Source organism: Paenibacillus chartarius (genome assembly GCF_042432825.1).
In the GTDB taxonomy this organism is placed as follows: Bacteria; Bacillota; Bacilli; order Paenibacillales; family NBRC-103111; genus Gordoniibacillus; species Gordoniibacillus chartarius.
This window is the reverse complement of sequence record NZ_JBHLWN010000102.1, coordinates 74,444-99,666: the sequence shown is the minus strand read 5'-3', so window position 1 is coordinate 99,666 and position 25,223 is coordinate 74,444. Positions and strand designations below refer to the sequence as shown.

21 protein-coding genes are annotated in these 25,223 nt (G+C 53.7%); 18 read left to right on the top strand and 3 right to left on the bottom strand.

All coding sequences use genetic code 11. The features are described from left to right. Nucleotides 1-2: 2 nt before the first annotated feature. From ACFFK0_RS25640 to ACFFK0_RS25630, 3 genes are read left to right on the top strand one after another with little or no spacing between them, the layout of a single operon-like run. Nucleotides 3-1,901: a putative thiazole-containing bacteriocin maturation protein gene (locus tag ACFFK0_RS25640; RefSeq protein ID WP_377473305.1), complete on the top strand. Its 1,899-nt coding sequence runs from the start codon at nucleotides 3-5 to the stop codon at nucleotides 1,899-1,901. Then, nucleotides 1,898-3,841 (top strand): TOMM precursor leader peptide-binding protein, encoded by a 1,944-nt coding sequence (locus tag ACFFK0_RS25635; RefSeq protein ID WP_377473303.1) that lies wholly within the window; start codon nucleotides 1,898-1,900, stop codon nucleotides 3,839-3,841. Before ACFFK0_RS25640 ends, ACFFK0_RS25635 begins: the two co-directional genes overlap by 4 nt. 22 nt (nucleotides 3,842-3,863) lie before the next feature. Further along, nucleotides 3,864-5,450, top strand: a complete 1,587-nt coding sequence (locus tag ACFFK0_RS25630) for a SagB family peptide dehydrogenase (protein ID WP_377473301.1) — start codon at nucleotides 3,864-3,866, stop codon at nucleotides 5,448-5,450. Between the two features lie 86 nt (nucleotides 5,451-5,536). On the opposite strand, the gene ACFFK0_RS25625 is transcribed toward ACFFK0_RS25630, so the two are convergent. After that, on the bottom strand, nucleotides 5,537-5,959 hold the full coding sequence (locus tag ACFFK0_RS25625) for a MarR family winged helix-turn-helix transcriptional regulator (protein ID WP_377473298.1): 423 nt from the start codon (nucleotides 5,957-5,959) through the stop codon (nucleotides 5,537-5,539). A gap of 271 nt (nucleotides 5,960-6,230) precedes the next feature. Between ACFFK0_RS25625 and ACFFK0_RS25620 the strand changes: the two genes are divergently transcribed. Next, nucleotides 6,231-7,457: an MFS transporter gene (locus ACFFK0_RS25620; protein ID WP_377473296.1), complete on the top strand. Its 1,227-nt coding sequence runs from the start codon at nucleotides 6,231-6,233 to the stop codon at nucleotides 7,455-7,457. 102 nt (nucleotides 7,458-7,559) lie between these two features. On the opposite strand, the gene ACFFK0_RS25615 is transcribed toward ACFFK0_RS25620, so the two are convergent. Next, the gene (locus ACFFK0_RS25615; protein WP_377473294.1) at nucleotides 7,560-7,760 is read right to left on the bottom strand and encodes a hypothetical protein; all 201 of its coding nucleotides are present in this window, start codon (nucleotides 7,758-7,760) and stop codon (nucleotides 7,560-7,562) included. Between the two features lie 398 nt (nucleotides 7,761-8,158). Between ACFFK0_RS25615 and ACFFK0_RS25610 the strand changes: the two genes are divergently transcribed. The 5 genes from ACFFK0_RS25610 to ACFFK0_RS25590 all read left to right on the top strand — a co-directional run bounded on the left by ACFFK0_RS25610 (nucleotide 8,159) and on the right by ACFFK0_RS25590 (nucleotide 12,518). Continuing rightward, a complete protein-coding gene (locus ACFFK0_RS25610) occupies nucleotides 8,159-8,566 on the top strand; it encodes a YmaF family protein (protein WP_377473292.1) in 408 nt (135 codons plus the stop codon). Between the two features lie 41 nt (nucleotides 8,567-8,607). After that, entirely contained in the window at nucleotides 8,608-9,759 is a 1,152-nt protein-coding gene (locus ACFFK0_RS25605) for a glycosyltransferase family 4 protein (RefSeq protein ID WP_377473290.1), read from the top strand. A 401-nt stretch (nucleotides 9,760-10,160) separates the two neighbouring features. Continuing rightward, on the top strand, nucleotides 10,161-10,469 hold the full coding sequence (locus tag ACFFK0_RS25600; protein ID WP_377473288.1) for an ArsR/SmtB family transcription factor: 309 nt from the start codon (nucleotides 10,161-10,163) through the stop codon (nucleotides 10,467-10,469). Between the two features lie 13 nt (nucleotides 10,470-10,482). Next, entirely contained in the window at nucleotides 10,483-11,463 is a 981-nt protein-coding gene (locus tag ACFFK0_RS25595) for a cation diffusion facilitator family transporter (protein ID WP_377473286.1), read from the top strand. Between the two features lie 8 nt (nucleotides 11,464-11,471). Beyond that, entirely contained in the window at nucleotides 11,472-12,518 is a 1,047-nt protein-coding gene (locus ACFFK0_RS25590; protein ID WP_377473284.1) for a flavin-containing monooxygenase, read from the top strand. A 99-nt stretch (nucleotides 12,519-12,617) separates the two neighbouring features. Here the strand turns inward: ACFFK0_RS25590 and ACFFK0_RS25585 are convergent, their stop codons facing one another. Next, nucleotides 12,618-12,740: a YjcZ family sporulation protein gene (locus ACFFK0_RS25585; protein WP_377473282.1), complete on the bottom strand. Its 123-nt coding sequence runs from the start codon at nucleotides 12,738-12,740 to the stop codon at nucleotides 12,618-12,620. A gap of 225 nt (nucleotides 12,741-12,965) precedes the next feature. Here ACFFK0_RS25585 and ACFFK0_RS25580 point away from each other — a divergent pair, with 225 nt between their 5' ends. The 9 genes from ACFFK0_RS25580 (at nucleotide 12,966) to ACFFK0_RS25540 (ending at nucleotide 25,176) form a co-directional block, all read left to right on the top strand. Further along, nucleotides 12,966-13,361: a hypothetical protein gene (locus ACFFK0_RS25580; RefSeq protein WP_377473280.1), complete on the top strand. Its 396-nt coding sequence runs from the start codon at nucleotides 12,966-12,968 to the stop codon at nucleotides 13,359-13,361. A gap of 154 nt (nucleotides 13,362-13,515) precedes the next feature. After that, nucleotides 13,516-13,974 (top strand): gluconate 2-dehydrogenase subunit 3 family protein, encoded by a 459-nt coding sequence (locus tag ACFFK0_RS25575; RefSeq protein WP_377473278.1) that lies wholly within the window; start codon nucleotides 13,516-13,518, stop codon nucleotides 13,972-13,974. Between the two features lie 13 nt (nucleotides 13,975-13,987). Next, nucleotides 13,988-15,595 carry a GMC family oxidoreductase gene (locus ACFFK0_RS25570; protein ID WP_377473309.1) on the top strand — a complete coding sequence of 536 codons (1,608 nt, stop codon included), beginning with the start codon at nucleotides 13,988-13,990 and terminating at the stop codon, nucleotides 15,593-15,595. Nucleotides 15,596-15,856: 261 nt separating this feature from the next. Then, nucleotides 15,857-16,792: an ABC transporter permease gene (locus tag ACFFK0_RS25565; RefSeq protein WP_377473277.1), complete on the top strand. Its 936-nt coding sequence runs from the start codon at nucleotides 15,857-15,859 to the stop codon at nucleotides 16,790-16,792. Further along, nucleotides 16,792-17,661, top strand: a complete 870-nt coding sequence (locus ACFFK0_RS25560; protein WP_377473275.1) for a carbohydrate ABC transporter permease — start codon at nucleotides 16,792-16,794, stop codon at nucleotides 17,659-17,661. Before ACFFK0_RS25565 ends, ACFFK0_RS25560 begins: the two co-directional genes overlap by 1 nt. A 40-nt stretch (nucleotides 17,662-17,701) precedes the next feature. Beyond that, nucleotides 17,702-19,252: an extracellular solute-binding protein gene (locus ACFFK0_RS25555; RefSeq protein ID WP_377473273.1), complete on the top strand. Its 1,551-nt coding sequence runs from the start codon at nucleotides 17,702-17,704 to the stop codon at nucleotides 19,250-19,252. Continuing rightward, entirely contained in the window at nucleotides 19,249-20,607 is a 1,359-nt protein-coding gene (locus ACFFK0_RS25550; RefSeq protein WP_377473272.1) for a Gfo/Idh/MocA family protein, read from the top strand. Before ACFFK0_RS25555 ends, ACFFK0_RS25550 begins: the two co-directional genes overlap by 4 nt. After that, on the top strand, nucleotides 20,604-22,790 hold the full coding sequence (locus tag ACFFK0_RS25545; RefSeq protein WP_377473269.1) for a glycoside hydrolase family 88/105 protein: 2,187 nt from the start codon (nucleotides 20,604-20,606) through the stop codon (nucleotides 22,788-22,790). Before ACFFK0_RS25550 ends, ACFFK0_RS25545 begins: the two co-directional genes overlap by 4 nt. A 106-nt stretch (nucleotides 22,791-22,896) precedes the next feature. Further along, nucleotides 22,897-25,176: a helix-turn-helix domain-containing protein gene (locus ACFFK0_RS25540; protein WP_377473267.1), complete on the top strand. Its 2,280-nt coding sequence runs from the start codon at nucleotides 22,897-22,899 to the stop codon at nucleotides 25,174-25,176. Nucleotides 25,177-25,223: the final 47 nt, after the last annotated feature.

The window sequence follows — 25,223 nt, the reverse complement described above, 5'->3', positions numbered from 1 at the left end:
GCTTGGGTTTAGAGACTTACGTTGGGTGTAAATGGAACGAATCTTGTTCAGCAAGCCCTAACGTAGGAACGTTCCGTATGCAAGGTGAAATGATCGACCGCTGGATTGAGAAGCTGATCCCTATGTTCAATGGGGAGAACACGATGGAGGCCTTGACGAACGGATTGTCCGAGCCTTACATACGCCGGGTGTATGAAATTGCGGAGGCGCTGTATGGGAAGGGTTTCTTGCGAGATATGAGCCAAGACCGTCCGCATCGGTTGACGGAAGGGATCGTCCGTAAATATGCCCCGCAAATCGCTTTCCTGGACAGCTTTGCCGATTCCGGCGCGTTCCGGTTTCAGCAATATCGGCAAGCCGAAGTGCTAGTGGCTGGGTCTGGGCCGATTCTCGCTGCACTGGCGGCGGCTTTGCTTGAGTCCGGGCTGCCGCGGTTTCATGTGCTGCTTATGGACTCTGCACCGAGCCATAAGCGGCGGCTGGCTGAGCTGGAGGCGCATGCCCGGCAATCCGATCCGGAGGTCGAGGTCAAGGAAGTCACGCTTCAACGGGATGGAGCGAGCGGCTGGCGGGAACTCGTACAGCCGTATCAAGCGGTGCTTTACGCATCTGAGAAGGGAGATGCCCGGGAGCTGCGGCTTCTAAATAGCGTTTGCAAGGAGGAGCGCAAGCTTCTTCTCCCGGCCGTATGCCTGCACCATACCGGAATGGCGGGACCGCTCGTGCATCCGGAGTCGGATGCATGCTGGGAATCGGCATGGCGCCGCATCCACCGGGTCGCGCTCGAGAAAGATCCGCAGCGGCACGCTATGTCATCCGCTTCGGGAGCGATGCTGGCCAATGTGCTCGCGTTCGAGCTGTTGAAGTCGGTTACTGGGGTGATTGAACCGGAGCTGCGTGATGCTGTCTACCTTCTTGATCTGGAAACGTTGGAAGGAAGCATACATCCCGTCAGCCCTCATCCCCTCGCGAGCGGCGATTTGCGCGGCGCCGAGGCCGCCGCAGTTAAAGATTGGGGCGCACAGCTGGAACGGGATTCGGGCAGAGGTGTATCGACCGGGTTGTTTGCGTACTTGAACCGGCTGACATCGGCGCATACAGGAATTCTTCACCTGTGGGAGGAAGGGGACTTAAAGCAGCTGCCGCTCTCCCAATGCAGCGTTCAAGCGGTAGATCCGCTGACAGAGGGACCAGCCGGATTGCTGCCGGACCTCGTCTGTTCCGGTCTTACGCACGAGGAAGCAAGACGGGAGGCTGGGCTGTGCGGGATCGAAGCTTATGCATCGCGGCTAACGGGCGTACTTCCCGAACCGCAGCGCTCCGCCTGCGCCGGAGCGGGAGAGACCGCTCAGGAAGCCGTCATGCGCGGACTGCAAGCCTGTTTGGCCGAGACGTTAGGCAGCTATGTGGCTGCTCGTAAGCCATATGTCCATAGGCTTCGGCTCGGCAAGGTGGAAGACGTGCGCTGCCGGTATTACTTGCAAGCGTTAACCTTCTTGCAGGGTGAACCGCTAATTGCCTTAGGGGAGGACGTATCCGGCTTCCGTTCCGTATGGGTCGGAACCCGCGATTGCTGGTATGGCGGCATCGGGTTGAATCTGACTTTATCGCTCAGAAGGGCGCTGCATTCGGCGCTGCTGAAGGTGCAGAACGGCCCTGCCTGCCGTGCGGCGAACGTGCTGGAGGCCGCTTCGGTGCACATTGGGAATGAGGCTCCGGTCACCTTGCCGATTCCTTCTTCGGAAACGGTCCATCTTCAGGACCTTTTGCGCAGCTCCCTTCAGGTGTTAACAAGGAACGGCAAGCATCTCGAGGTTATCGATCTGGCCGTGGAACCGCTGCTCAAGGATTTACCGGGAAGGGTCTTCGGCGTAATTGTTCGAGAGGGGGACGCAGGATGAGCGCGGTAGTCACCGTTGTAGGACATGGGGTGTTGGCGGAGCTTGCATGCGAGCTGCTATCGGCCTTATATCGGATCGAACGGCTGGCCGATCTCCAGTCAGGCGTGCCGAAAGCGACGGATTTCGCGCTGGTGCTGGACGATGCATGGAATCCTTCCGTTCATCTTGAAGCGGAAGCGGCGTTCCGGACGGCGGGCATTCGGTGGATCCGCGGATTCATCGCATTTGGCGAAGGGGTGATCGGGCCGCTGGTCAAGCCGGGGGCGCCGGGATGCTCGCAATGCGCCGACAGCCGGCAGTTGATCGCGGGGCGCGACCGCAAAGAGATGTGGATGCTGCGGAGGCGGCTGGGGCAATCCGGGGGACTGCCGAGTGACGCATGGGCCTCGCGCACGGGGCTGCTGCAGATGGCGCACCTGCTGTCGGCTGAGGTGCAAAGAGAGCTTCAGGGCGCCGGGGCCCGCACGGATGAACGGATGATCTTCGTGAATATGAAGACGCTCAAATGCTCGAGTCATTTCATTTTGCCCGATCCGTTATGTTCGGTTTGCGGGCGTCTGCCCGACGATTCGCCGGAGGCGGCCCGGATTACGCTCAAGCCGAGTCCGAAGATCAGCGAGCGCATTTATCGCTGCCGGTCGTTGGAAGAGCTTAAGGCAGTATTAGCCGTTGACTATCTAGATTATAAAACGGGCTTTCTGAACGGTAAAATGCTGGATCTTGTCTCGCCATTTGCCGACGTAAGCGTCAATCTGCCGCTGATGAATATGGATGAAGCGGCGGCCGGCCGAACGCATTCTTATGCGGATAGCGAGCTGGCCGCAATACTGGAAGGCTTGGAGCGGTACTGCGGAATGGCCCCCAGGGGCAAGAGAACGATGATTCGAGATACCTACCGCCATGTGGCGGACCATGCACTCGATCCTGTAACCGTCGGGCTGTATGCGAAGGAACAGTATGAGAAGCCGGGGTTTCCGTTCGAACCGTTTGATCCTGACCGGCAGCTCGAGTGGGTTTGGGGCTACTCGTTTCTGCAGGAACGTCCGATTCTCGTTCCGCAGCTGCTCGCTTACTACAGCTCAAGCTGCGATCGGGGCTTCGTCTACGAGACCTCCAACGGCTGCGCGCTGGGCGGAAGCCTGGAGGAAGCGATTTTCTACGGCATTATGGAAGTGGTGGAGCGCGATTCGTTTCTGCTGACCTGGTATGCGCGGCTGCCGCTCCCTCGTTTGGACCCGCGCTCCGCGAATGACCGGGAATTGGTTCTGATGCTGGAGCGCCTGAATGCCGTCGCGGGATTCGAAACGTACCTCTATAACGCGACTATGGAGAACGGGATCCCGAGCGTATGGGCACTGGCGAAAAATAAAAAGTCGAAGGGACTCAATCTCATCTGCGCTGCAGGGGCGCATCCGGATCCGGTTCGGGCGGCAAAAGGCGCGGTACATGAGCTTTCGGGGATGATGCTGACCTTGGACGAGAAGCTCGCCGCGAATCGGGAGGAGTATGAGCGGATGCTCCGCGATCCGACGCTAGTGAGGGGAATGGAGGACCATTCCATGCTCTATGGCTTGCCTCAGGCTGAAGAACGGCTGCAATTTCTGCTTGCGGAGGACCGTCCGCTTCGAGCGTTCGAGGATGAATTCAAGCCGAGAACGAACCATCGGGACTTGACCGACGACCTGAAGGAGGTGCTTCAAGCATTCCGCCGGTTGGGCCTCGACGTGATCGTCGTGGATCAGACGACGCCGGAATTACGGCGAAACCGGCTGCATTGCGTGAAGGTGCTCATTCCGGGGATGCTGCCGATGACGTTCGGGTATCATCTCACCCGGCTGACAGGCTTAAAGAGAGTGCTGGACGTGCCGGCGAAGCTCGGATACGTGAAGCAGCCGCTGCGCGAGGATCAGCTCAACTCGCATCCTCATCCGTTCCCGTAAGCCGCCCGAGGAGTGAAAAAACATGAATCTGGATGCCTTTGTGCATCATCTCCATGCGAGTGCGCATGAATCGGGGCCTTCGGGGTGGGAGGTCGATTGGGCGGATGCGCCTCTTCCCTATAAGCTGTACCGCGGCTTGCCGGCGATACCGTTATCCCCGGAAGTACCGCTGACCTTACTTGGAAAATCAGGGCCAACCTTCCCCGACATTACAGGGATCGGCCATTTTCTATGGTACATATTCGGGCTTGCGCGGTTGAACCAAACATACCAGACTGCGAATGGATGGGGCGGGAAGGCTTCTCCACAGCAATTGATAAGGCGGTTTGTTCCTTCCGGCGGCGGGCTGTATCCGAGCGAAGTGTACATCTATTTGAAGCTGAACGATGCTCCGCCTGGAGTATACCACTACGATGTGGCGCACCATCGATTGGTGCTGCTCCGCGAAGGTAATTTCGATTCCTATTTATCCAGGGCGCTCGGCGGCCGCTGCGACTTATCCGCATGCTTCGGCACGGTATTCGTATCGACGGTCTTTTGGAAAAATTTTTTCAAATATCATCATTTCGCATATCGGCTGCAAGGCTTGGACGCCGGCGTGCTGATCGGGCAATTGCTTGAAGTGGCGAAGCGGTTCGAGTTTGATGTTGGGGTACACTATCAATTTCTAGATCGTGCCGTCAATCACTTGCTCGGGATTTCCGATCGGGAGGAGAGCGTGTACGCGGTCATCCCGCTTTCCGAGAGCGGAGCAACCGCGTGGAATCCCGGCGGTGATGGCGGTCTAGGAGTAGGGCATGTCTCTGCAGCAATGCTGTGCAAGGAACTGTCGGTCCTCCGGCATGAGCATTATGTACGTTCTCGACGAGTGAAAGACTACTCGCAGCTGATCCGAATGAACGAAGCGTCCATGCAGCATTCGCCGGATTCCTTTCGGCAGGTTGGAGCGAAGAAGCTCGCGACTAGCGGAATCCGCGCAGCCTACTTGCCGGAAGTACCGCAGGAGTCTTATGATTTGGCGTCAGTATGCCGCAGCCGATATTCACCCGAGTCGGAATTCGTCCTGACAAAGGTACCGTTGCCGCAGCTGAGCGCATTGCTGCAAGAAGCGGCGGCTTCCTGCACGTACCGGAACGATTTGAACGGAAGGAGGGGGAAGAGCGGGCCCCGTGTGTCACTATACGGCAGCTTCTATGGCATTGAAGGGCTACCGGACGGCGCATACCGTTATGAAAGCTCCGACCATTCCTTGCGGCAGATTCTTCGCGGCGATCATCGGGTACGGCTGCAGCTGGGAATGTTCCTGCACAATCTTAATTTATTCCAAATCCCGATCTGCCTGCATGTGGCCGGCGACAAAAATCACCTGATCCCGGAGCTCGGATACCGTGGATATCGCATCCAGCAGATGGAAGCGGGCATACTCGTCCAACAGCTGCTGCTGGCGTCCGCCGCGAAGGGAATGGGAGGTCGTCCGCTGCTTGGATTTCATGCGGGCTACTGCGACGAGCTCTACAAGCTGGGTAAAATCGGGGACACGACGCTGATCCAACTTCCGGTCGGCGCGTACCGTCAGCGGGCTTATCTGGAAGGGGGACTGCACGGATAAGCGAAGTTAACTATAGAGGAACGGCGAGAACACAAATAAAGAAGCCCCCGGCAATTGACAGCTGAGGGCTTCTTCGTTTTACTCCGTTAGACAAAAGTCCGATTAAACTTCTTCAACAGTTCCCCGAACGAATGGCATTCTTCCTCGGACCAATGTTTCAGAAGCTCGGTAATTCGGGCCAACCGCGCCTGTTTGTGCTCGAGCAGCTCCTTTGTTCCCAATTCCGTGATTTGCAGCGTAAAGGCCCTCTTGTCCGACGGATCCGGCGTTCGGTGAACATATCCCTTTTGTTCAAGGGCGGCAGTTTGTCTGCTAACTGTTGAGATATCCAAATGGAATTCATCCGCCAGCGCTTTTACACCGGCAGATCCGTGAGAAGAAATTTGATGGAGCAAAAGATAGGCGGAACGGTCGAGATTGCCGATTTTGTTGAAAGTTGTAATCGATGTGACCCGCCGAACGAGAATGGCCATCTCCAGTTCGATCGTTTCCAAAGAGTGCTCATCCATATGATGACTACCTCACGAATTCATATTCATTATGATCTATGGTATCACAAAACAAATCTCCAATAAAATTGCAACCGTCACCATAAATAATGTCTTGACACGCACGACAATAGTTGTATAATGCAATCATGTAGTTGGATAATACAACTAGTTTGCAAGGCAAGACATGTTGATGGGGGGAACTCATCATGCAAGCCTGCGAAATCATGAATAGGCACTCGTTCAATTTGTACCTGTATAATCATTAATTCCATAAAGGAGAGAAATCATAATGTCATCTACATCGCATTCTGCGGTAACAGACCCATCTGCTCATCACTCAAATCTTTTAAAGCAGCCTAGAGCGGTTTGGGCCGTTTTCTTTGCCTGCATTATTGCTTTTATGGGTCTCGGTCTTGTCGATCCGATCCTGCCGGCAATTGCTAAAAACCTGAACGCCTCCCAAAGTGAAGTTACCTTATTATTCACCAGCTACAATGCGGTAATGGCGGTGGCGATGCTGATTACCGGCACGGTTTCGTCAAGACTTGGCGTCAAATGGACGCTGCTTACCGGTGTTGTCGTCATCGCTTTGTTTTCGGGGCTGGGCGGATTTTCGAACGGCATCTGGAACCTGGTAGGACTAAGAGCCGGTTGGGGGCTGGGTAACGCCTTGTTTGTCGCTACGTCTTTGGCCGCAATCGTATCCCTCTCCAATAGCGGTACAGCGAAAGCCATCATTCTGTATGAGGCGGCAATCGGTTTGGGCATTTCGGTCGGACCTTTGCTCGGGGGATGGCTCGGCGGCATTTCATGGAGAGGCCCGTTTCTGGGTGTTGCGACGTTAATGATCGTAGCGTTCATCGGAATCAGCGCGTTGATGCCGAAATCCGAACATCGAAAAAACGTAAAGTCGAAGTCATCTTTGCTCGATCCGTTCCGGGCCCTTAAGCACAAGTCTCTCTTAGTATTCGGTATTGCCGCAGCGCTATACAACTTCGGATTTTTCACCCTGCTTGCCTATGCGCCATTCGTAATGGGCTTGGATGAGCATGGGCTCGGGTTTGTTTTTCTGGGATGGGGAATCTTGCTAGCCGTCACTTCCGTATTTGTGGCGCCGAAGCTTCAGCAGTGGTTCGGTACCATTAAATCGATGTGTTTCATGTTAGTTCTGTTCGCCTTTGTGCTGCTGGCCATGGGTATTTGGACATCAACGCAGTGGGTAATCATCGCGGCTGTTATTTTTGCGGGGGCACTGCTGGGGAATAACAATACATTAATCACAACGGCCGTCATGAATGCTGCTCCGGTAGAACGATCTACGGCATCGGCTGCTTACAGCTTTTTACGATTCATCGGCGGTGCCATTGCTCCGTTTATGGCGGGCAAACTAGCCGAGATCTATAACCCTCATGTGCCGTTTATTACCGGTTCGATATTTGTGCTTGTTTCCGTGCTGTTTATCGCGATTTCGTATAAACATGTGAAGCATGTCGATGATGCCGAGTCCGCCCATTGAGCGACGACATCGATATCATGAATGCAGTCGACAATTAACCCAATCAATGAGAACTATGTAAAAAGGGCAGCCGTAAGGCTGCTTTTTTGTCCATAAGTGAGGTTACTGCCGTTTTACTTTTGAGGTTTTGCGCAGCGTTCTTTCTGTTTTTGATTGACTCTGCGCCAATAATTGCTTTTTGCTATCTATTTCATAGGTTTCCAATGATTCGTTTAATAGTTCCAATTCATTATATAAGCTATCCAACATTTCTCCTTCCCCCTTGCGTAAGTTTAGATGGATACGATTCTTTTTAGATTTCATAACAAATCTCCTTGTGCCAGTTTCTATATCATATGCTTGGCTACTGTGGATTGAATGCCGCGCGAGTCTATTTTATTGAAATAGAATTGAAGGGGGCTGTTAGCTTCTGACGAACTGCGGATTCTGTATGAATTCGAATATTTCCATCATAATCATACAGGCTGTTTTATCCCTAATGTACAGAGGAGCCGATGAATGTGAATACCAAATGGTTATTGGCGCTCAAGCCAAAGGCCGTAATTGCTGCCGCTTCGGGGAACATATAACAATCATGGAACAAACCATAGAACGGAAGACCAATGACTATAGGGGAATGACCATAGGACAATGACCATTTCCGCCGAGTATAAACCTTCATAGAATGAACTGACATTATTTTATTGAAGGGAAGTAATACGGTGGGAATTCCAATCTCGGGCTTTATTCTAGATTCGGGTGATTCAAGTAATTCAGGTAATTCGGGTAGCAAGCATTCTCACAAGTTGTATATAACATCATGGAATGGGAGAGCGGTGCCTCATATTCATCAGTTTGAGGGGGTAACATCATTGGATGTAGGTCACAATCACAGATATGTAGGACTGACTTTCCTCGCAGCAACCGGGGTTCAGCATGTACATTCTTATTATGCAGAAACCTCAATTGACGATGGCCACGCTCATATCATACAAGGCACAACAGGACCAGCCATTCCGTTACCGAACGGAGGCCATATTCATTATTTCGAGGGATATACGACAGTAAATGGAAGCACCCCGCACACCCACATGTATCGCGGCAATACCGGCAACGAAATAGTAGAGTAATAAAGAAGGCAGGCCGTATTCACAAGAAAGGATATGAGTCGATGAGGATCTTGGCCATTGCGCCCGATAAGCTGCCGCTGCCTCCCATAAAAGGAGGATCGGTTGAAACCGTTATGCACAATTTCTTTTCCAGAATGGCCCGAACACACAATGTAACGATTGTAAGCTCCGCGCATCCAAGATTACCTAGAGTGAGCAGATCGGCTAAAGGTACATTGTTGTACTACCGAATTCCTTATAAGAATGGTAAAGCCTATATCCGGTTGGCCATGAAGAAGCTTCAAAGACGCAATTTCGATATTATTCAAGTAGACAACCGGCCGACGTTTCTTCCTGTGATTCGGAAAGCCTTCCCCGGAACACCGATTGTGCTCTCGCTGCACTCCCTCCATTTTTTATCCAAACTAAGTAAGCGCCAAGGAAATAACGTGCTGAGACATGCTGACGGAGTAACATGTGTCGTTTCCGCTCTAGCCGATACGTTCAAAGCCCGATACCCTAAGCATGCGGCAAAATTTGAACCTATGTTGCTTGGCGTCGACACCGCAAAATTCCGTCCCAGATCTGAAGCATATAAGACAAAAATTCGCAAAAAGTATGGATTATCCGCTTCGTATAATCTGTTATTTGTCGGAAGAATCGTACCGCGGAAAGGGCTGCATACCTTGGTTGAAGCGGCTGCCCTTCTTCGCAAGGAGGATAAGAGGGTTGCCATCGTCGCCGTCGGCGCCTCTTGGCCTGGAGTAAAGAAAGAGACCGGTTATATCAAAAAAGTTCGAAGGCTCGCTAAAAGTTTGGGCGTTCCCATACACTTTACCGGATATATTTCCCCGAATCGAATTCATGACATGTATCATCTTGCGGATATATTTGTTTGTCCGACTCAGTATAAAGAGGGGTTTGCCTGTGTGAATTCGGAGGCAATGGCGTCCGGGATTCCCCTCGTGGCATCAGCCCGTGGCGGCATATTGGAAGTTGTCGAAGATGGCCGCAGCGGATTGTTGGTGGAAGCCTACAAAAGTCCGAGAGCTTTCGCTGACGCACTGTCACGAATAAAGAACAACCCGGAATTGGCGAAGCAGCTCTCAAGCGGCGGGCGTTCACGAGTCGTTGCACGCTTCGGTTGGCCGGAGTCCGTACGAAGATTGGAAGCGTATTATCAAAGTAAGATTCAGCATTCCGAATCCACTTGAAAATAAATCTAAAAAAACTTCCTGGCGTACACTCCGGAAGTTTTTTTGTTGTACCTTTAATTTCTTTTGTTTCGGATGGCGCACTTGATCGGAGGATGCATTCGAATGTTCAGACATTCTGCTCATTCATCGGCTATCAGCAGTAAATGCTTGGATAAGTACAGACATCTTTGCCGCGAAGGGGCGGTTATGGGCGCTTTGAATGCAAATGCGTGCCGTCAAACGACCTAACCGCACCAGCCAAACCAAGCCTCCGTACAAGAAGACGAGGTCACCCCCTTCAATTGTTCAGCTTTCTGGAGAATTGACCAGAACCGGATTGACAAAAATAATTTCTTAAGTCATAATCCAAATATGAGCACATGCTCATATATTGAATAACATGTAGAGGTGTAAAACAAATGGAAGCAAAGGAGCACTCATTCCTCACTCCGGAAATTGTTGAGGATGTGTCACAAATATTCAAGGCACTTTCTGATCCGACAAGGATCCGTATTCTGTATATGCTTTCCCAAGAGGAATGTTCGGTTACCCACATCACGGAAGTATTGGACATTTCCCAGTCAGCTGTTTCTCACCAGTTGAGCCTTCTGAAAACAATGCGGCTGGTTAAATCCAGGCGTGAAGGTACGTCCATGATTTATTCGTGCGACGATAGTCACGTTATTTCCTTGTTAACCCAAGCCATCAACCACTGTGAGCATAGTTAGGAGGCGAGTTCATATGGGAAGTCACCGCAATCATGACCATAGCCGCGAGCATCACGATCACGACCATTCGCATCACCATCATGACCATTGCCACGGCCACCACGGGCATCACCATCATTTTGATCCAAACGGCAATAAGATAGGTCTCACTATCGCTCTAATCATTACTTTGGGAGTTATGCTTTTGGAGTTTTTCGGCGGGTTATTTACTAACAGTTTGGCCCTCTTATCCGACAGCGGCCATATGCTCAACGATGCCAGTTCGTTGGTATTAAGTCTCGTTGCCGTGTGGTTTGCCGCCAAGCCGGCTTCGCCGAACAAGACCTACGGCTTTTACCGGTTCGAGATATTGGCCGCACTGTTTAACGGGATCACTTTGTTTGTTGTCGCCGGTTTCATCATCTGGGAAGCTTATGAGCGCTTCTTGGAGCCGCAAACCGTAGCAAGCGGGTCGATGATGCTAATTGCTCTTATTGGTCTCCTTGCCAACGTGCTTAGCGCTGTGGCGCTTATGAGGAAAGGGGATGTGAAAAACAACATCAATCTGCGAAGTGCATATCTTCACGTGCTTGGTGATGCTTTAGGCTCGGTTGGAGCTATAGTCGCAGGATTGGTCATGATGGTGTTCGGCTGGTACGTTGCAGACCCGATTATTAGCGTACTTGTCGCACTTCTCATTCTGAAAGGGGCATGGGGTGTAATTAAGCATACGCTCCATATTCTTATGGAGGGCACCCCAATTACGGTGAATCAAGCCGAAGTGAAGCGGACGTTGGAAAGCATAGATGGGGTCAAGGATGTTCACGATCTTCATATTTGGACGATTACCTCGGGACTAGACTCCTTGAGCTGTCACCTATTGATAGAAGACGATAAAGATGATCAACAGATTTTACAGCAAGCCATTCGGCTTATTGCGGATAAGTTTAAAATTCAGCATACTACGATCCAAATTGAAACCTCGGTCATACAGCATGAAGAGATGAAAGTGTAGGGATAGGAATGGAGACAGATGTTGACGTACTCGTGATTGGTGCCAGTCAGACAGGCCTTGCCGCGGCATATTATTTGAAAATGACGAATGCCAATTTCGTTGTCGTTGGCAGAGAGAAAAGAGTCGGCGATGTTTGGCGGAAACGGTACGATTCCTTGGTACTGTTTACTCCGAGAAGGTATAGTTCGCTTCCGGGGCTTACGCTTGAAGGTGAGCAGGACGGCTATGCAGCCAAGGATGAGATTGCGGAGTACTTGGAGAGATACGTGCAGCGGTTTGACTTGCCTGTCCGCCTGGAGACGGAGGTTCGGTCTCTTACTAAAGAGCAAGGCATCTTTAGGATTCAAACGAGTGGCGGGGAATGGAGAGCTAGAAATGTAATTGTGGCGACAGGCCCGTTTCAGAAGCCCAGAATTCCTGAATTTGCGGCTTCTATAGACAAGGATCTTGTACAGCTTCACACATCGGAGTACCTGAACCCCTCTGATCTGCAGGAAGGATCTGTGGCGGTTGTCGGAGCAGGAAATTCCGGAGCGCAAATCGCCGTGGAACTATCGAAGGATAGAGACGTTCTCTTATCTGTAGGGCATAAGATGAAGTTCCTCCCGTTAAAAGCATTCGGCAAAAGCATGTTTTGGTGGTTCGACAAGTTAGGTATGCTTGAGGCTACTATTCACAGCGCGTTTGGTCATTTGATCAGCCGGCAGCCTGATCCGATATTCGGTCTTGAATTAAGAAGTCTGATTCGAGAGGGCAGGGTGGAGGTCAAGCCAAGGGCTACCCGAGTTCAAGATCAAACGGTTATTTTTGAAGACGGAAGTAAAGCCCAGGTGAGGAACTTGATTTGGGCAACGGGGTTTCGTTCGGATTACAGTTGGATTAAGATTCCTGACGTTCTGGACGGGAAGGGCAAACCTGTGCATATCAGGGGCGTTTCACGTATAGATGGGTTGTATTTCTTAGGGCTGCCATGGCAGTATCGAAGAGGGTCGGCATTAATCGGCGGTGTAGGAAGAGATGCCGAATATGTGATCAATCATATTCGTGATCTATGATGAGCTTTCTAAAATAGGGACCACCCCTGCATGGATATCCAAGAGCAATATCTGTTCCATGTCAGGTGTAGTCCCTTTACATTTCAGAAGAACGGTCGATTACAGTACGAAAGCACGGCTGATGATGACCAGAAGGATGAACAGAACAAGAATGACTCCAATGCTAGTAAAGCCGCCGCCAAAGCCAGTGCCTGCAACTGCTGTTGCACCTGCGAATGCCATGATTCAACGCCTCCTTTCGTTTTTGAATGATGTTACGATGTCATTGTACGCAATCAGGTACTCAAGCGCTTGGACATTTGACACGCAAGGGAAAGAACCCAATTTGCCTAAATAGCTGTAGCATCGGAGGCTACCTATATTTGGATATCCATGAGTTAAAATCCAAACAGTTAGGAATACTGTATCCATATTCCAATAAACACCATGTTACGGAGGTTGGATACTTTGGGCTGGAACGGATGGTCGTTGGAGCGAGTGTTCATATTCGCGCTCGGTTTATTGTTTCTCGTCGTATTCGTGCAGGTTACGCTATTTCATTATCGTCAAAACTTCAGGCATTGGTCGATGTGGATTCCTGTGATTGCAACACCGGTGTTCGGATTAAGCATGGTTTTCTATGCCTATTACAACGTGGCTTGGCTTCTCGGCGCATTGACCGTATTGCTGTCCGTCGGCATTGCGGCGGGAGTATACGGTTCGTACATGCATATTCATGGCGTCGGTGAGCGTGTTGGGGGATATGAGATGCGCAACTTTATGATCGGCCCTCCGCTGACGTTACCCGCTCTGATTTCGGCCATAAGCGTGCTGGGGCTGTTTGCATTGTACTGGGGGCGATAATGCATGCCGGAATATAAGTTGCATTATCCAAGCTTCGACGTGCTCCGTGAGCAAGAGCACTGGGATCCTCATACCCGGGAAATCGTCATTCAACGATTGGAGACGGAGTCGTTGTATCCATATCGATTTTCTTACGGCTCAAGAGGCGGGGTATATGTTCAGACTATGTGAGATTTTGCTTGATGAGCGGCGATACGAGGTTATCGCTTATGTCGTCCATCATCTGGATTCTGCTCTGAAATCCGACATCGGCGAATCGGAGCGCAAGGCCGGCGTTCCGAAGCGATCCGAACTGATTCGAGGCGGACTGGATATCTTGGATAAAGTATGCATCGAGCGCTACGGCACAACCTTTGCCGGACTGGAAGAAAGCGAACAAAATCAGCTTGTGAAGCAGTGGATGACGAAAAATATCAATTTGCCGGCAGGTTCCTCGTCTTTCCCCATTACCGAGTTTATGAACAAGATCTTGAACGAGTCGGTGGCGGCGTATTATTCACATCCATCGATATGGTCGGAAATCGGTTATGCCGGTCCGGCTTACCCGCGCGGGTATGTTCGTTCGGAGTTCGGATTGACGGATCCGTGGGAGGCAAGAAGAGATGGGAAATAGTCGCGATACTGTCATGCACCATATCGATCATTACCAGAACCATAGGCACAGCGGTCTTCAGAACCGGAAATATCCAGATGATGCGGATGTTTGCATCGTCGGGGCCGGAGCAGCCGGAGGTGTTTTAGCCTATGAGCTGAGCAGGGCAGGGCTAAAGGTCGTGGTGATCGAGGCGGGGCCGTTCTGGAATCCGCAGACGGATTTTGCCAGCGACGAGCTGTCGATGACACATCTGGGATGGCAGGATACGAGAATCGTTAGCGGAAATGATCCCCTGCAGCTTGGCCATAACAACTCGGGCAGAGGGATTGGCGGCGGAACGACCCATTTTACCGGTGTGTTTCTGCGCTTACACGAGAGTGATTTTCGTACCAAAATGGAGGACGGCGTAGGGGAGAATTGGCCGATTTCATACGAAGACCTTGCCCCATATTACGATAAAATCGAAAAGGAAATCGCCGTATCCGGACCTAAACACTTTCCTTGGGGTGCCTTTCACGGCCCATATCCTTACCCTGAACGTGAACCCCTCAGCGCCAACGCCGAGATGTTCCGCATCGGCTGTGAAAAGCTCGGCATCCGCAGCGTGGTTCCGCCGCTGGCAATCAACTCCGCGCCGTTCGACGGCAGGCCGCCGTGCATCAACCGCGGCTTCTGCAATCAAGGCTGCATGCCGAATGCGAAGTTCAGCACCTTGGTCCACCATATCCCCAAGGCGATTCAGCAAGGCGCCGAAGTAATCTCCGATAGTATGGTGACACAGGTTCTCATGAACGACGATGGCCGGGCAACTGGCGTGTCGTTCGTTCATGACGGGAAAACGTATGAGCAAAAGGCGCGTGTCGTCATATTGGCGAATTTCGTCATCGAAACGCCTCGGCTGCTGCTTCACTCGGCGAACGCCCGTTTCCCGGACGGACTGGCCAATTCCAGCGGCTGGGTCGGAAAAGCGATAATGGTCCATAGCAGCAACGATCTATACGGAAAATTTCCGGAGGAGATTCGGCTGTATAAAGGGACGCCGGTGCTAGCTACGACGCAGGAATTTTACGAGACGGATCCTGCCCGCGGCTTTGCGAGAGGGTATACGCTGCATGCTCACGGGTCGCGGCCTGTGGAGATGGCCAAAGGGATTGCCAAATCCGCCAAGCTCTGGGGCCGAGAACTACGCCAAGCGATGTTGGATTATAATTTTTACGGCAGGATTACGCTCGTCGGCGAAACATTACCCGATCCGGCCAACGGTGTCACGCTTTCGGAAGAGAAGGACGAGTACGGCATGCCGCTAGCACATGTTTCCTTCTCGTACGGGCCGAACGATAAGCGGCTTATTGACCATGCTGTCGCCAAGATGAAAGAGATTATGGAAGCAGCCGGCGGCACTCCGGAATTTGTGACCGACGATACCGCCCATCTGATGGGCGGATGCCGGATGGGAGATGATCCCGATACGTCGGTGACGAACAGCTACGGGCAAACTCATGACATTCCCAACCTATTTGTTTGCAGTGCGAGCCTGTTCGTGACGTCAGGGGGGGCCAACCCGACCGATACCGTTATGGCGCTCGCCGCGCGAACCGCCGACCATATCATTGAAAAGATGAAGCATAGGGAGATTTGATGGAGTTCGTGAGCGGAAACATTCCGGTAAGATAATCAAGACTTAAGGATTTGTAATGAGCAGAAAAGCCAGGCCGACCACGATCGCTTCGTGACGTCGATCATGGCTTTTTTTGCCTTGGGACGGCAATGAACCGATACTCCAGAGAGCTAACCGAACCCTCACAGCAGCCCCTGAAACCGCGCCAATCCGGCGAAAAATCGGATTTGCTCATGCCGTGGACGATTGAACGATTGTTTGCAGGCGGCATCAGCGGCTAAGATGACGGTACACCAAGCGAAGGGGGTCAGGCCGTTGGCAAGCCGTTATCTCGCAAATATGCGAAAGCACTGGATGCTGTACGTGATGATTCTTCCCGGGCTCATATTTTATTTGGTTTTTAAATATGTACCCTTGGCGGGAAGCGTCATCGCATTCCAGAACTATCAAATTTTTAAAGGCATTACGGGGAGTCCGTGGGTAGGCTTCGACAATTTCAAGTTTATTTTCGAATACCGGGATTTTTACAACGTGCTCCGCAACACGGCGACGATCGCCTTGTACAAGCTCGTCATCGGTTTTCCGGCGCCGATCGTGCTCGCCCTGCTTCTTAACGAGGTGAGGCTGATGCTGGCCAAGCGGGTCATGCAGAGCTTATTCTACCTTCCGCACTTCTTGTCATGGGTCGTTGTCGGCGGCATCGTGTTCGAACTGCTGTCGAATCAAGGCGCGGTCAATATGATCCGCGGGTGGTTCGGCCATGAGCCGATCCTGTTTATGCAGCAGGAGCAATATTTTCGCCTGATCGTCGTGTTGTCGGGAATATGGAAGGAAGTCGGCTGGGGGACGATCATTTACCTCGCCGCTATCGTCGGTATCAACCCGAATTTGTATGAAGCCTCGGTTATGGACGGAGCGAACCGTTGGAAGCAGACGATCCACATTACGCTGCCGAGCATGTTCCCGACGATCCTCGTGCTGTTCCTGCTGAACATCGGCAATTTCCTGGAGCTCGGCTTCGACCAGATTTACAATCTGCTCACGCCGATGACGTATTCGGTCGGAGATATCATCGAAACGTATGTATACCGGGCGGGCGTGCTGCAAGGGCAATACAGCGTGACGACTGCGATCGGGCTGTTCCAGTCGGTGATCGGCTTCGCGCTCTTGTGGATATTTAACCGGATGGCCCGGAAAACGGAACAGGGGTTGTGGTGATGAAAGCATCTATCGGAGACAACGTATTCCGCCTCTTCAACTATGTGTTTCTGGCGGCTGCAGCCGCTACGATGCTCATGCCGCTCGTCCATCTGCTGGCGGTTTCGCTGAGCTCGCCGATCGCCGCCGACTCCAAAATCGTGTTTCTGCTGCCTGTTGAGTTTACGACCGCGGCTTGGGTTCACGTATTACAAAATAAAGGGCTTTGGACATCGTTCGGCGTTACGGTGTACATTACTATCGTCGGAACTGCGCTGAGCCTCTTGTTTTCGGTGCTGACGGCGTACCCGCTGTCGCGAAAGGAGTTTCTCGTCCGCAGACCGATCATGCTGGGCATCATCATAACGATGATTTTCAATGCGCCGATGATTCCGTTCTTCCTGACCGTACGCGAGCTGGGACTGATGAATTCGCTTTGGGCGCTGATATTGCCGGGCTTGATCGGGACGTTCGATATGATCATTATCCGCACGTTCTTTATGGGCATCCCGCCCGAGCTTGACGACTCGGCCCGGATCGACGGCTGCAGCGACGCCGGCATTATGTTCCGGATTTATTTGCCGCTGTCTAAGCCCGTGCTGGCGACCGTGAGCCTGTTTTATGCAGTCGGCTACTGGAATACGTTCAACCGGGCGGTGCTATTCATCCGCAATCCGGATTTATGGCCGCTCCAGATGAAGCTTCGCGCCTATTTAACGTCGCCGGAGGAGCTCGCCGCAGTGAATCTGTTTATGGGTGATTACGATTTCAACACGACGACGCTGAAGGCGGCCACCATTTTGTTCGCTACGGTTCCGATTTTGCTCGTGTACCCGTATTTGCAAAAATATTTCGTGAAGGGTTCCATGCTCGGTTCGATTAAGGAATAGCCGGCAGCCGCCGGTGACGATAAAAAGAGGAGGATGTCATATGATGCGAAGACTTTGGGGGAAATCGGCAAGAAAGGCGGGAATGATCACGCTCGCTGCCGTATCGGCGATATCCGTACTTGCAGGCTGCGCCGATCAAGGCGATACCGCTGACTCTGCCGGCAGCGCTCAGGCCGGCAAGCTCGTTCAAGTCAAAGTATACAAAAGCAATATGGGCGTTGGCACCATGCCTGACAGCAATGATCCGCACGTGAAGTACGTCGCGGAGAAAACCGGTGTGGAGTATAAGCTGTCGACAACGCCTCCGGGCTCGGAAGCTTCGGAATATTTGAACCTGATGATCGCCTCAGGCGATTTGCCGGACATTCTTCGTCCGATCGGCGGCGTGGAGCAGACGCTCATTAACCAAGGCGGCGCTCTGGCGCTGGACGATTTGCTCCCGAAATACGCACCGAATGTCTGGAAGAACGTCCCGCAGGAGGCTTGGGACATCGTCCGCTCCGCCGCACCCGACGGCCGCATTTATTATATTCCGAAGGTATTCCTTGTACCTGAGCGGGCGCCCATGATCCGTAAGGATTGGCTGGACAAAGTCGGAATGGACGTGCCGAAGACGGCGGAGGAGTATCGGGAAGTGCTGCGGGCGTTCCGCGACAAAGATCCGAACGGGAACGGCGTCAAGGATGAGCTGCCGACGTCGGGGCGGGAACACGGCAAGTGGATGGACCATCTCTTCGGCATGTACGGCGTCGCTATGTGGGAGGGCAATCCCGAGTGGGACATTTACGAAGGCAGCATTCAATACGCCGGCGTCAGCAAAAACATGAAAGCCGCGATCGGCTACATGCGCGAATTGTATAAGGAGAAGCTGCTCGACAACGAGACGTTTCTGAACAAAGGCGACGTCTGGCAGGCCAAAATCAACAATAACCTCGTCGGCAGCTGGTACCACCTTCCGGCCAACATTATGGACCGCTACAATGCCATGCTGAAGGGTGCCCCGGACGCTTATGTCGTTGGTATGCCGATGCCGAAGGTCGAAGGATTCCAAGGCTTCGTCACGCAAAAAAGCATGGGCGAGCCGGAATGGGTGATTCCGATCGCTTCGCAAGGGAAAGCGGAAGCCGCACTCAAGCTGCTCGATTTCTTCTATGATCCGGCTAACGAAGACTTCGTCCGGTTCGGCATCGAGGGACGGCAGCACAAAGTCGTCGATGGCAAAAAGGTGCTGCTGCCGCCGGAAGACAGTAAGCCGATCGCGCTTGGCATGCGCAACCTGACGACGAAAGCAGATATGGACAATCGGATCAAGCTGACCATTCCGGAGCAGCAGCAGAAGATGGTTCAGGACATCTTCGCGATCAGCACGGCCGATGCGCGCCGCATCGCCGGGGACGGCTTGCCGAATACGGTGTACCAGGGCTTCCCGGACATTCAGTCGCATAAGCTGTTCCAGGAATATTTAACCAAAATTGTTATTGGAGAGTGGCCGCTCGATAAGTTCGACGAGTTCGTCGACAGATGGAACAAGGCGGGCGGAGAAACGGTTACGAAGCGGGTGCAGGAATGGTACGCGAAGGTGAAAAAATGACGACAAGACGAAAATATGCGATATGCGGCGTCAGCGGCCGCGCGCTCGGCATGTTCGCGAAGCCGATTCTGACGACGTTTGCGGGGAGCTGCGAGGTTGTCGGCCTGCTGGATCGGGACCCGGCACGGTTCGAGCTGTACCGGACGAGATATCCGGATCATGCGGACGTGCCGGTATATGGCGAGTCCGAATTTGACAGGATGGTCGATGAGACGCGGCCGGACGTCATTATCGTCGCCGGCCGTGACGATACGCATGCGCGGTACGTGCTTGCCGCGCTGCGGCGCGATTTGGACGTCATCACCGAGAAGCCGATGGTGACGACGGGCGAGGATTGCCGGCGCGTGCTGGAAGCGGAGCGGGCAAGCAAAGGGAACGTCACCGTTACGTTTAACTACCGGTACGCGCCGGTTCATACGAAGATTAAGGAAATCATCATGGAAGGCAAGCTGGGGCGGATTACTTCGATCGATCTGAACTGGTACTTGGATACGTATCACGGCTCCTCCTACTTCAAACGGTGGAACCGGGTTCGCGAGCTTTCCGGCGGTTTATCCGTACACAAGAGCACGCATCATTTTGACTTGGTGAACTGGTGGATCGGGCAGAAGCCGGTGGAAGTGTTTGCATACGGAGCTTTGAATTACTACGGCGCCGAAGCGGAAGCGAATCCGAATAAAGAGGACGGCAGATTTTGCAGCACCTGCGAGCTGACGAACAAGTGCTCGTATTATTCGCGCTGGAACGCGCGCAGCAAGCGGGCGCCGGTGCCCGACGACCATTTGGGCTCGCTTGATGCCGGCAAGAAAGCTTTCCCGTACAGTGACTACCGGCCGGATCAATGCATTTTCGATTCGTCCATCGATATTGAGGATACGTATACCGCAGCCGTCAAATACAGCGGGGGCGCGCTGCTGAGCTACTCGGTCAACTTCTCGCTGCCCTATGAAGGGTACCGGCTCGCCATTAACGGAACGAAGGGGCGACTGGAAACGGTCGAATATCACATGCCGGCCAGAACTCCTTTCCCGACGCCGGTGCAGACGATCGATTATTTTCCGCTGTTCGGCTCCAAAGAAACGATTCATGTCGTGCACAAGGAAGGCGGCCACGGCGGGGGAGACCCGCTGCTGCTTGAAGATCTGTTCATGGGCGAAGATCCGGTGCGGCCGTACCGCATCTTGTCCGGCGCCGAAGACGGAGCGTATTCGGTAGCGACGGGCGAAGCGGTATGGCGATCGGTGAAGGAGCATCGTCCGATTCCGATAGCGGAGGTTCTAGGCGGAGTAAGCTTGCTCGGCGCTGCCGAGGCCGCAGCCGGGACAGCCGGCGGGGAGAAGGGGGATGCAAGATGACGGCGCCTTACGGCCGATATTTTGATCCGGCGGAGAGCATCGCAGCTCAAACGGAAGGGGCGGACTTCGTCCATGTGCTGACAACCGTTGCACAGCGCTACGTCGGCTCCAATCCGCCGCACGGTCCCGTATACCGGCTGACAAGAGCGAGTGCCATCCGCAAGCGGGAGGATCATACGTACGAAGTTCCTTACGGACGCATGTTTCCGGGGATGCAAAGCGGCCAGCTCGGCTACGCCTGGGCGAAGCTGTGGATCGACGAGCCTCAGGAGTTTGTGTTCCATCTTCGCTGCCTGGGGCCGGTCCGGCTGTACCATAACGGAGAAAAACGTTTCGGCTCATGCGCCGAGGAAGAATCGGCGGAGGGAGGGCCGCTGTTGAAGCTGAAGCTTGCGCTGTCGCGGGGCTGGAATCATTTTGTATTCGAGCTTGGCAAGGGGGCGGACGGCGAATGCGGTGCGATATTCGGAACGAGTAATCGCAAGAACAAGCCTTACCATTTCCTGGCACCGTCGGTTGAGCGGGAAGGCGAGGAGGGCTGGATGTATACGGCACCGCTGGATGCGCCGCTGAATCGGATCCCCGCCGAGACGCTGCCGGAAGCGGCGACGGGAGCAGGCTGGCTTCCGGTTAAACACAATCGGGTAACGAATGCGGTCCGCATGGAACGGCTTTACGGCATTCAGCCCGGAATGACCGCACTTGCGTGGACGAAGGTTGTCGCTCCATCTGCGACCGTCCGCAAAGTGACGGTCTCGGGCACGGCCTGCAGTCCGCTGCGCTTTGAGTGGAACGGGGCGGGTCTGTACTGGGTCGAGCAGGCAGGCGCATTTTCCTTCGAGCTCGATATGACCCGAGGCAGCGGCGATTTGGTCGTGCAATGCACTTGCGACGTACAAAGCTGGGGTTTCGAAATCAAGGAGCTGTCCTGGGGAGCGAAGCTGGCCGCTCCGCGTCTTGTGCAGGGTCATGACGGAAGCTGGCTTTGCCTCGGGCCGTTCCCGGCCGAAGCCCGTATTGAGGCGGCCGACTACCTGTCCATGGACCGCACCGCGCAGGGCAAGCATGGAGCTTTCTTCTGGACGACGGATTTGCCGGGGGAGCACGTTCGGCCATTTCTCGATAATGAGCTGTTCGGCCGCTGGAACTACCCTCTCGGCGTTACCCTGAACGGCTTGCTGGAAGCGAGCCGGCTTCTGCAGCGCAGCGATCTGGCGGATTACGTCGCCGCACACGTGGAATTCGCAACGTCGACCTATGTCTATTCGCTGTGGGACCGGGAGAAATTCGGGGCAGCGGGCCTCAACAACCAGCTGTCGCATATCGACAGTCTCGACGACTGCGGCTCGTTCGGCGCATTGGCGATTGCGGCTGAATCCGTTCGTCCGCTCAAAGGCATGCGCGAGGCGGCGGACGATATCGCCCGTTATATCATGCACGAGCAATCCCGTATGGAGGACGGTGCGCTGTATCGCAAGATCGGCGTTTCGCCAAGCATGCACAACACGATGTGGTGCGACGATATGTACATGAGCGTACCGTTCTTGTGCCGCTATGCGGAGCTGACAGGGGACGGCCGGTACCTGGATGAGGCCGCAGGTCAGCTGCTGCTGTACAAGAAGTATTTGTTTATGCCCGAGCTGCAAATCATGTCGCATGTTTACGATGTGGCGAAAGGCATGCCGTCCCGGACGACATGGGGCAGAGGCAACGGCTGGGTATTCTTTTCCTTGGCCGTGCTGCTTTCGGTGCTGCCGCAGCGACATGAACATCACGCCGCCATTCTGGCATTTTACCGGGAATTGGCCGAAGGCTACTTGCGTCTGCAGGGTGCGAACGGCTTATGGCACCAAGTCCTGACCGATCCCGAATCTTACGAGGAATCTTCCTGTACCTCGATGTTCATGTACGGCTATGCGCTCGGCGTCCGGCACGGCTGGCTCGAGGACCGTGAGCCATATGTACGGGCCGCGCTGGCCGGCTGGCGGGGCCTCATCGAGCGGGCGATCGATAAGCGGGGCAATCTGTACGGAGTATGCAAAGGCTCCAGCTGGTCGTATTCCAATGCCTATTACAAACACGACCTGGGATGGAATCTCAACGATACGCACGGCATCGGCATCGTCCTGCTGGCCGGCATCGAAACGAAGCGCATGGCGGACGCGCTCGGCATCGGGAGCTGACCGCTTGCTTGCAGGAAGTCGGGGTCGAAATCGTTCCGAAGGTTCGTGTCACGCGGGCCGGTTCGCGTTATAATGAAAAGACCTCTTTATAAGGTGGGACTTTTACGTGGCACAACCGCTCGCAAAGTGGCTGAAATACAATTTGGCCCATTCGCAGACACGACTCGTGTTGATTTTGACCTTTTCCGTCTTCCTGATCATTTTGGCCGTAAGCATGACCTCGTACTACACATCCAAATCGGTGCTCCAGGATGAGCTCAGCGAGCCGCAAAAGCAAATGCTGCAGCTGAACATGAGCGTGATCGACGATTCGGTCAAGGAAAGCGATCAAGTTGCCATCCAGGTGGCGCTGAACGGCAATGTGTATAAATTTTTGACCAGCGACGTCCAAAATTCGTACGCCAATATTTCGGCGATCTACGAGCTGCTGTCGACGCTGATCGGCAACTCCAAATTCATCAAAAGCATTTATATTTACGACATTGCGCACGAGAGCTTTGTCGGACTGCCGCAGGGTTACAGCTCCAGCAAGGTGACGTTCGTCGATTCGGATTGGATCGGCGTGAAGGACGAATTCGGCGGCAAGACGATGGTGATCAAGAAGCGTGAGGTGCCCGAAGGGGCCGGCGGCAAAGGCTCCGAAGTGACGCTGTTCCGCAAAATTGCGATCCAAGGCGATTTCAAAGGCATCGTGGCGGTCAATCTCAAATCCGAAGAGCTGTTCGCCAAGCTGAATCCGCAGACGATGAACAATTTGAACCGGATGCGTTACATTCTCGACGAGAACGATGAAGTGCTGTATTCGGTTTCGAATTATGAATTCGACGAGGAAGCGATCCGGCAGGTGCTGGCCGAGCTGAAGGAGGACGGGGGCCGCGACATTACCCATCGGGACCGCAAGCTGCTCGTCAACCGGATCGTTTCCCCGACGACAGGCTGGAAGTACATTTCCATCGTCGATCAGGAAAGCCTGCTCGCCCAATCCCAAAAGGTGCGCAATGTTGTGCTTTCGGTATCGGTTGCAGCGCTTGCGCTCGGAGGAGCGACCATCTTGTATATCAATGCAGCCGCATTCCGTCCGGTCCGGCGCTTAAAGCAGCTGTTCAGTTCCTATGGCGGCAAGACCGACGGCTCGGTGGAAGGTATCGATCTGGAGAAGCTGGCCGGCGATCTGCTTCGCGGCCATGCCCGGATGACGCAGCTCGTTCAAGAGACGATGTCGGAGGCTTCGTCCAAATTCGTACATGACGCCTACACGGGCAAGCTCAGCGGCAGGAGAGAATTGAAGGAAAAATGGAACCGCTATTTCGCCGAATGGACGACCGAGCCGGTGACGGCGGCGGTATTATCGATCGACCGTTACGGAGAGTGGTCCCGGACCTTTACGGTCAGCGACCAGTCGCTGTTGAAATTCGCCTTGGCCAACATCACCGCAGAGCTGTTCGAGCCGCAATGGCGCATCGTTTGCACGGATTTCGGCAAGGACAAAATGATTATTTTGCTTCAGCCTAGAGAGGCGGAGCTTCAGCCTGAAAAAAGAATGGCCGAATGCCTTGAGGTCGTATCCAGGCTGCTGAAATTCAGCATTTCGGCAGGAGTCAGCACGCCGCAGACCGATACGACCCGGCTGAGGCAGGCGATGCTCGAAGCGGACAATGCGCTCACTTACCGGTTGTATCAAGGGTACGGCCGGGTGATCGGATTCAGCGAAGTATCGGGGCATGAAGCGGAAGAGCAGCCGGAGGACGGCGAGCTCGAAGCGCTGGTCCGGATGATCGAAACCGGAGACGAGCAGGGCTGTCTGGAGGCGGTAGAGCGGCTTACCGCCAATATACGCCGCAGCTATTCGTATCCTTCGGCCGCAATTGCTTTCCTGCTATCGGTCTTCGAGGAGATCGAGCGGCTGCAGCCCAAAGCCGACGTCATGTTCGAGCCGCTGCGCGAGAAATTCGATACATTGGATTTAAGCGACATTTCCGGCGAGCTGAGCGGCTTGGCCATTACGGTAGCCCGCAAGTTCCGGCGACTGATCGAAAGCAAAGATTTCATTACGTGCCACCGGATGATCGATTACATGAAACAGCATCTTGGCGAGCCGATCGGCATTCCCGAAATCGCGGAAGCCGCCGGCATCAGCAGCTCCCTGGCCAGTCAAGTGTTCAAGCAGGAAACCGGAGAAACGATCTATAACTATTTGACCCAGCTGCGGATGGACCGGGCCGCCGAGCTGCTCGTAAGGACGGACAACCGCATCTCGGATATCGCCGTCATGGTCGGTTATCAGCACGAAAACAGCTTTATCCGCAGCTTCCGCAAATTCAAGGACATTACCCCGGGCAAATACCGGGACATGATGAGAACGAGGATGGACGCTCTGCCCGAATAGCCGCGGCCGCAAACCGGTTGGGCAGCGGCATCGTACCGGGCGCCGTC

Excerpts from the sequence above, each read along its gene's own strand:
- ACFFK0_RS25585 (WP_377473282.1), bottom strand. The coding sequence starts at position 12,740 with ATGGCATTCGCAGGTGCAACAGCAGTTGCAGGCACTGGCTTTGGCGGC.
- ACFFK0_RS25600 (WP_377473288.1), top strand. The coding sequence starts at position 10,161 with ATGGAAGCAAAGGAGCACTCATTCCTCACTCCGGAAATTGTTGAGGAT.
- ACFFK0_RS25575 (WP_377473278.1), top strand. The coding sequence starts at position 13,516 with ATGTTCAGACTATGTGAGATTTTGCTTGATGAGCGGCGATACGAGGTT.
- ACFFK0_RS25555 (WP_377473273.1), top strand. The coding sequence starts at position 17,702 with ATGATGCGAAGACTTTGGGGGAAATCGGCAAGAAAGGCGGGAATGATC.
- ACFFK0_RS25570 (WP_377473309.1), top strand. The coding sequence starts at position 13,988 with ATGCACCATATCGATCATTACCAGAACCATAGGCACAGCGGTCTTCAG.
- ACFFK0_RS25550 (WP_377473272.1), top strand. The coding sequence starts at position 19,249 with ATGACGACAAGACGAAAATATGCGATATGCGGCGTCAGCGGCCGCGCG.
- ACFFK0_RS25625 (WP_377473298.1), bottom strand. The coding sequence starts at position 5,959 with ATGGATGAGCACTCTTTGGAAACGATCGAACTGGAGATGGCCATTCTC.
- ACFFK0_RS25560 (WP_377473275.1), top strand. The coding sequence starts at position 16,792 with ATGAAAGCATCTATCGGAGACAACGTATTCCGCCTCTTCAACTATGTG.
- ACFFK0_RS25565 (WP_377473277.1), top strand. The coding sequence starts at position 15,857 with ATGACGGTACACCAAGCGAAGGGGGTCAGGCCGTTGGCAAGCCGTTAT.
- ACFFK0_RS25620 (WP_377473296.1), top strand. The coding sequence starts at position 6,231 with ATGTCATCTACATCGCATTCTGCGGTAACAGACCCATCTGCTCATCAC.
- ACFFK0_RS25545 (WP_377473269.1), top strand. The coding sequence starts at position 20,604 with ATGACGGCGCCTTACGGCCGATATTTTGATCCGGCGGAGAGCATCGCA.
- ACFFK0_RS25605 (WP_377473290.1), top strand. The coding sequence starts at position 8,608 with ATGAGGATCTTGGCCATTGCGCCCGATAAGCTGCCGCTGCCTCCCATA.
- ACFFK0_RS25595 (WP_377473286.1), top strand. The coding sequence starts at position 10,483 with ATGGGAAGTCACCGCAATCATGACCATAGCCGCGAGCATCACGATCAC.
- ACFFK0_RS25590 (WP_377473284.1), top strand. The coding sequence starts at position 11,472 with ATGGAGACAGATGTTGACGTACTCGTGATTGGTGCCAGTCAGACAGGC.
- ACFFK0_RS25630 (WP_377473301.1), top strand. The coding sequence starts at position 3,864 with ATGAATCTGGATGCCTTTGTGCATCATCTCCATGCGAGTGCGCATGAA.
- ACFFK0_RS25615 (WP_377473294.1), bottom strand. The coding sequence starts at position 7,760 with ATGAAATCTAAAAAGAATCGTATCCATCTAAACTTACGCAAGGGGGAA.
- ACFFK0_RS25635 (WP_377473303.1), top strand. The coding sequence starts at position 1,898 with ATGAGCGCGGTAGTCACCGTTGTAGGACATGGGGTGTTGGCGGAGCTT.